This window comes from Cryomorpha ignava, assembly GCF_010686655.1.
Lineage (GTDB): Bacteria > Bacteroidota > Bacteroidia > Flavobacteriales_D > Cryomorphaceae > Cryomorpha > Cryomorpha ignava.
Window position 1 is genome coordinate 1 of record NZ_JAAGVY010000082.1, and the last position, 7,386, is coordinate 7,386.

Consider the following 7,386-nt stretch of genomic DNA (forward strand, 5'->3'; position numbering starts at 1 on the left):
ATACATGGGTCATACGATATCAGGAAAACAAGAAAAGACTGTTAATGGTATTTTTGTGAATTAATATTCTTTATTTCTAAGAAAATAAAGTCAATCGCCTCAAACTTAAGGCGATTGACTTTTTTAATTTAAAAATTGGCTCTTAACGAGAATATAAAGTTTCTTCCGGGTGCAGAGATTCCGGAACTATAAGGTCTGTACCGGGTGTCTTCCAAATTTTCAATTCCTGTACTAATAGTAAAGACATTTGATAGATCATACGACGCTTTGATATTTAACGTGTACCATGAAGGTGCGTATGTTTCTCCATTTGCATCTAAAGCATACAATTCTACTTTTGTTTTTTCCTCGAAAGGCAAATCATTATGCTTGCGCTCTGACATATATTCCGCGTAAAATTGCAAGTGCAGTTTATTCGCTCTATAGTTTAAGCGAGAAAAACCAAACAGGGGGGGAGCATGTCGAGATGGGCTTGTGCTGCCATCGTCTAGTTCCTCTTCACCCACCTGATAATTCAAATCTGACGAAATGCTGAACCCAGCCGGTAGCTTAATTTCCAAACCGGCCTGAATACCATAAACATTGGCTACAGCCGCATTTTGAACAGCCTGTACCGAGCTTAGCTCACCCTGGTAAATGATGCTGTCTTGCCCGCCCAATTGAAAGTCTCTTTTTACCAAAGCATTTTCAAGAATAGTGTAATATGCAGTAACATCAATTTTCACCACATCGCCAAATACTTTGGCAATACCAAGATCGAAATTGTAAGCGTATTCGGCTTTCAAATCAGGGTTTGGAACGGTAACACCACCTACTTCAGAATCGAAAACTTTCCCGACATCATCAACATTCGGAGAGCGAAAAGCAGTTCCGAAATTGGTATTAATTACAAAGCTATCAGTGGGCCTGATTACCGCACCTAAGCTACCTGTAAGCGAACCATTATTTATTTTGGCTTCGGTAAAAGGCAGTGGGTAGAAATCAACATTGTTGCTGAAATCTGAATCAATTACAAACTGGTTGTATCTCAAACCAGCTACTGCCGTAAACTTTTCAGAAATCTGATATTCGTCGTTTGCATAAACAGCGATAGAACTCCAGGTAGAATTTGGATAACGCGCTCCTGCGGGCGAGACATTGCCAGTAGAAATTTCTGTAATAGAACCAATAGATGTTATATCGTTCAGGATGTATTCAAAACCATAAAATAGCTTATTATTATGGCTAAATGATTTTGTGAAATCGAGATTTGCGGAGTAAGCATCTACATTTTCTTCATTCACGGTTCTATCATCTTTATTCAAAGCTCTATCTATTCTGCTTTCCTGAAAATTTTGAAATGCCAGGCGCAAAGTCACCTCATCAAATGCTACATTGCTTGCCTTGTGGTTGACTGATAAATTATTCATCATCCACTTTTGGGGTCCGTAGTTCCACTCTGCGTAGCGAAGTGTACCGTTTTTATAGCGTGTATTCCGGTCGTATCTGCCGTAAGGCGATGTCTCTGAATAGTGAAATCCGTACTGCACATCCCATTGTTCATTGGGTTTAAACCTTAGTTTCTGCATCATGTTTATCTGCGAAAACGCCGATGGAATTTGAAGCAGCGGATCCTCTTGGGTAATGATTACATCTGTACTGTCTTGACGCTGCACATGTATTGGCTTAATGTAATCGTCAGGGCCATGGCTACCTTGCCTTAAGTGGTCGTAATCCCACGAACTAATGCTGGTTACAAGTGCCCACTTTTTCCAGCCCACATTTACGTCAAAGTGCCCGGTTTTTTCGTTGTTGGCACTTGAGTAGCGGGTTACGGCTTTGCCGCTTACCAATGGTTTGTCAGTTAATGACAACTGCGGTTTAATCGTGCTAAAACTCATAACACCTCCTATGGCATCACTTCCGTAAATAACGGTACCGGCGCCAAATAAAACCTCGGTGTTTTCGGTTGCAAAAGGGTCGAGATTGATGACGTTTTGCAAGTTTCCACCTCTAAAAATAGCGTTATTCATGCGCACGCCATCTACGGTATATAAAAGCCTGTTGGTAGAAAACCCTCTAATCATTGGGCTACCGCCACCCTGCTGGCTTTTTTGTACATAAACCTTTCCGGAAAGTGTCAACAGATCTGCCGCGGTTTGCGGATTTTGAAATGCCACATCCTGGCTTGATATTACTGCAATTTTCACAGGAATATCTTCCGATTCCTGCTCCCATCGTGTTGCTGAAATCACCACTTGATCCAGATTTATATTGGTTTTCGCTAATTGAATTTTAAAATTTAAATTTTGAATTTGGGCGTAGTTCTCGTACTTGGTTTTATATCCAAGCAAACGAAATTCTATTTGCTCCGAATCGGCAAATTTTGATATATCTGCTTGACCTTCTGCATTTGTAGTTGTAAAAGCTCGGGTAGATTTACTTGTCATGCTCACCAGGTCTAATGGTCGACCGGTTTCTATATCTGTTATTGTTACTATCTGTGCATGGGCAAAACCCACCACCCCCATGAACAACAATAACATGATTATAATTTTCCTCATTATAAGTGTGTTAGATTAATTGTAATAGGTTTAGTCCGTGTCTTTTAGACACAGACGAATGAAATTTAATCAAATTGTGATTTATACTAACTCTGGAGGGGGAACAGGGGGCGCGTGTGAATGCGTTTTAAAATAGCCCCCTTGTGAAGGGCAAATTAAATTGAGTTGATCGCTGTGAAAAGCAAAAGGTATTTTGGAATCTGAAAAATACAGTGATTTGTAAAATGACTGCAAAATCTTTTGATTCTTATGGGTTCGAGTATCCTTCTTGTAAGCAAAGGCAAGAAGACCATCAAGCTGTTTATTGAGCTGTGTTTCTTCATAATCCCACCAGCACCAGTAATACGTAGTATCGCCTTTGAATTGGGTTTCTACGATATCGTACATTTCACCCTTGTATTCAAATTCTTTTGAATGCTCCCAGCGCAGGTCGTTCTCTTTTTCGGCATCAGTAAATTTGAACAAAACAAACTCGTCCCGATCAACTCCGGCTATCATTTTCCATTTGACTGTTCTTCTGACTTGATTTTTTTGGTATTGCAAAATAATATACGTCGTAGCGACCGGAGCTACAAAGCTGAATAACAAGAATATGCCAAGAAATCTTCCTTTCAAGTGTTGAAATATGAATCGACCCGAAACCGGGATGTCAAAAATAGAATAATAAATGTTCCCAATGTGTTAAGAACCGAGACTATCCTGGAAAATTTCATTAATAGGGACTTTGGGCGATAGAAAATAAAAACTTGGTTATATTAGTGCTTAATTTTTTAAACCTAACCAATCAATTATGAGTGTTTTACTTGTTGTAATAGGAATCATTTTGGTGATTGCCTTTTTTCTTGTTCAGATATTTAACCGCTTTGCGCAAAACCGAAATACCGTTAAAGACGGATGGAGCAATATAGATGTAGCTTTAAAACGACGTTATGATCTAATTCCAAATCTTGTGGAAACGGTAAAAGGGTATGCAGCCCATGAAAAAACGACATTAGAAAACGTTATTCATGCCAGAAATGCTGCAATGGCTGTGCCCAGCGATGATATAAACGCACAGATAAAAGCAGAAAACCAGCTCCAGCAAACCCTGCGCAGCATTTTTGCATTGAGCGAGGCCTATCCTGATTTAAAGGCAAACACAAATTTTCTTGATTTACAGGCAAAGCTTAACGAGATAGAAGAAAACCTAGAGCGAAGCCGCCGATATTACAACGGTACTGTGCGTGAGAACAACACCTATGGCGAAAGTTTCCCCGGTGTGTTGTTTGCCGGAATATTCAAGTATAAGCATTTCGACTATTTTGAAGCAGACGAAGTAAGTCGCGAAAATGTAAAAGTGAGTTTTAACTAATAGAGCAGCTCGTGAAAAAACTGTTTATAGTTTTACTTGGGATTCTGTTTTCTATACAAGCATTTAGTCAGGGTTTTGAAGTAAACAAAGCCCATGTAGATATTTCCATAAATGCTGAAGGATACTTTGATGTAGTTGAGAATTACGACCTCACTTTTACCGAATACAAACACGGGATTTACAGAGATATTCAGACAAATTATGATTTGCTTACCGAAGAGAATAAGTCGGAAAAGCGGAAAATTAAAATCAGAGATATTGAAGTGCCGGGTCATAATTTTGATGCAGATCCTGACTTTGTTCAAAAGGTAAGCGATAACCTTCGAATAAAGATTGGCGACAAAGATAGAACGGTTATTGGCTCGCAGCATTACCAGATTAAGTATAGGGTTTACAATGCGTTTCTTTTTGAAAAAGATCAGATTCGGTTCTATTGGAATGTAAAACCAAATGGCTGGGACGCGGTTTTTAAGCAAATTGATTTTACGGTTCACCTTCCTAAAAATGTAGATATAGACCCTAAAAATTTCTTTGTCTATTCGGGACAAACTGGTTCAACTGAAGCGAGCAATGAATTTGATGTAAGTGTGGAGAACGGCACTTTTAAAGCAGAAAGCCGCGAGAATTTTTTTTCCTACATGGGGCAGAGTGTTACTGTATTACTCAATCTTCCGCTTGGTTCTGTTGCTGAAATAAAACCTTTGTGGCCTTTCTGGGCAAAGTATGGCTGGACATTCATTCTTGGTGCCTTGATCATTCTGTTTTATTTTATTTGGAAGAGGTATGGAAAAGACGATAGCGTAGTTGCTGCAATAAGTTATTTTCCACCAAAAGAAATGGATCCGGCAATGGCAGGTTTTTTAATAGATGATAGCGGCGATACGCAAGATCTTATTTCACTCATTCCATATTGGGGCTCACGAGGCTACCTAAAAATGGAAGAAATTCCCAAAAGTGGCTGGTTTGGAAGTTCAGATACCAGACTTATAAAACTTAAGCAGCTGCCTGCAGATTCACCGGTTTATGAGCGAACAGTATTCAACGGTCTTTTTGGTTCCTCAAATGAAATTCTGATAAGCAGCCTGAAAAATAAGTTTTATACGACAATGGGCACGGCTAAAAATAGTTTAAAAGACAAGGCACAGGTTTATTACGACCCTCGTGCAGCGCGGATTAAAATTGCAGTGATTGTTAGCCTGATACTTCTCTGCATTGGGCTATTTTTTCTCTTTCTGATTTTTTGGGGCCTTCTGGCAGCAATAGTGGTAATTCCCGTTTCAATTCTTCTTTTGGTTATGTCAACTCATCTTATAAAGAAAAATCAGAAAGGAAATGAGGTACTTTCTGAATTGAAGGGATTTAAACAGTTTATAAAAGTAGCCGAAGAGAATAAGCTCAAAATGCTTTTGCAAGAAAGTCCAACATATTTTGAGACCACAATGGCCTATGCGCTGGCATTTGGCATGTTTGACAAATGGGCTAAAAAGTTTGATGGCCTTAATTTACAGCCACCAGATTGGTACATATCGCCACCAGGTGCATTTACGATGAATCATTTTGCCAATTCGTTTTCAAGCTCTATATCGGCTGCCAAGTCAACAATGGTCAGCTCTCCTTCAAGCAGCTCATCGGGTGGCGGCGGGTCATCGGGTGGTGGTTTTGGCGGCGGTGGCGGCGGAAGCTGGTAAACGTGGTTGAAATTATTTTTTACGTTTTTTTGAGTGAATTCTTGCATGCGATCAAATGCATGTTGAATTTCTTAATTCATCTCCAGTTCTTCTATGTATCCATTCATTAAGGATAGATATTTCTCTGCGGAGCTCAACGCAGTTAATTTCTCACTATCAGTCGCAGCACTTCTCGCGCGGAGGCTGCTTACTTTTGCCCGAATATTGGCGCGGTAAGCTTTGTAATAAACGAAGAGCATGCGTTCATCCGGCGTGCTCATGGCAGTGAAGTGGCGGTTGTATGATTCCAGAAACAATTCTGAAAAGTCATCTCTTCCAGCAGCATCCAAATCCATGCATAGAAAAGCTATTTCATTCAAAACATCAATCTGCCTAAAATCGTCGTTGAATTCAATACAGTCAAATGGTACCGGCTCTGGCAACAAAAAGATATTTCTGGAATGTAAATCGCCATGGCAATCTCTGTAAAATCCATTTTTCAATCTTGCTGCTACCAAGTCAGAATGCAGCTTGATAAACTTGTCTGAAAAGGCAATTGCCCTATCAATCATTTCGACGTATTCTTTTCCTGATTGCACTGACGCATAGTCTCTTTCAGATTTTAAATCATTGAATTCATCTTGAATAGCCAAAGCATCTTTTTCGCGAATTACAGTTGTGCTTTTATGAAATGAAGCGATTTTATCGGCCAAATTTTCTATATCAGCCGGTTTTACTTTATTGGCAGCCAAAAGCCTATCCATTTGCTTTTCGCCATCGAGCTTAATCATTTTTACGGCGTAGTCTATTTCATTTCCGGTATCGCCTCCCAGATTAATTTTTTTTCCGTCTTCTCGAATAGGTAAAACCTCTAAATAAACATTGTCAGTAAGTCTTTTATTCAATTTAATTTCGCGCTCGCAGTAGTACTTTCGAAGCTCGGGAGTAGTGAAATTGAGAAATGAATACTTCATTGGCTTTTTGATCTTGTACACAAAAGCATCGCAAAGAATTACCCACGAAATATGCGTTTCTATTAATTCCCTTTGCTCAGTTCGTTCCGGAAATTCACCACAGTCTAAAAGTTTATTGATCTCCTGACGTGTCATTTTTCAAGTTTAAGGTTGTCACCGCCTTTTCAAGCATTTCATCAATATTGTCGTTGGTTGATTGCAGTATTAAATGTGGTTCAGACAGCGGTTCGTTCTTTTGACTAATCATTCTATACACTTCGTAATCAGCTTCGCTATAAGGTCTTTCTTTTTTCAACCTTTCCTTGATTATCTCTTCATCGGCTTTCACTTCGATAAAAAATACGGTGGCCGTTCCCTTTGCTTCGTTGATGAATAAATCGCGGGTTTCCTTTTCGTGAAAAGTTGCATCGAGCACAAGGTCGTTGTTCTGCTCCATGGCTCCCTTCATCACTTTAAGCATTTTCTCATAAACCGCTTTTTTCTCTTCTTTAGAATAATCACTTTTTTCAAAAAGCTCTTTTCGCACACGGTCGCTGTTTACGTATCCGGCATGAATTCTATCTGCCAGCCGCGATGCAAAATAGCTCTTTCCCGAACCCGGTAAACCAAAGACGATTACTATCATTGATTCTGCTTTTTAGGATGATTAGTTAAGATACCTCTAAGATCGGTATTAATATTACTAAAGTTTCGCAGGAGCTATTGTGTTGATAATTAACATTGAAAAGTTAAAAAGTGCAGCATTTTTATTACTTTAAGATTCTGAAAAACAGTATCTTAAAGGCGTAATTCCAAATACGTAAAAATGCTGCAATCCAAAGATATTAAAAATTTGTCAGAGCTGACTACTT

General features: G+C 39.2%; 6 protein-coding genes. 2 read left to right on the top strand and 4 right to left on the bottom strand.

Annotation, left to right across the window (positions count from 1 at the left end):
• Positions 1-128 precede the first annotated feature (128 nt).
• A complete protein-coding gene (locus G3O08_RS20095) occupies positions 129-2,543 on the bottom strand; it encodes a TonB-dependent receptor (RefSeq protein WP_239541383.1) in 2,415 nt (804 codons plus the stop codon).
• 81 nt (positions 2,544-2,624) lie between these two features.
• Positions 2,625-3,041, bottom strand: a complete 417-nt coding sequence (locus G3O08_RS20100) for a hypothetical protein (RefSeq protein WP_163287239.1) — start codon at positions 3,039-3,041, stop codon at positions 2,625-2,627.
• Between the two features lie 292 nt (positions 3,042-3,333).
• Here G3O08_RS20100 and G3O08_RS20105 point away from each other — a divergent pair, with 292 nt between their 5' ends.
• Positions 3,334-3,894, top strand: coding sequence for a LemA family protein (locus tag G3O08_RS20105; RefSeq protein WP_163287240.1), 561 nt, complete (start codon positions 3,334-3,336; stop codon positions 3,892-3,894).
• An 11-nt stretch (positions 3,895-3,905) separates the two neighbouring features.
• A complete protein-coding gene (locus G3O08_RS20110) occupies positions 3,906-5,582 on the top strand; it encodes a DUF2207 domain-containing protein (protein ID WP_317164118.1) in 1,677 nt (558 codons plus the stop codon).
• Between the two features lie 71 nt (positions 5,583-5,653).
• On the opposite strand, the gene G3O08_RS20115 is transcribed toward G3O08_RS20110, so the two are convergent.
• Positions 5,654-6,670: a phosphotransferase gene (locus G3O08_RS20115; protein ID WP_163287241.1), complete on the bottom strand. Its 1,017-nt coding sequence runs from the start codon at positions 6,668-6,670 to the stop codon at positions 5,654-5,656.
• Positions 6,648-7,160, bottom strand: a complete 513-nt coding sequence (locus G3O08_RS20120; RefSeq protein WP_163287242.1) for an AAA family ATPase — start codon at positions 7,158-7,160, stop codon at positions 6,648-6,650. Before G3O08_RS20120 ends, G3O08_RS20115 begins: the two co-directional genes overlap by 23 nt.
• Between the last annotated feature and the right edge of the window lie 226 nt (positions 7,161-7,386).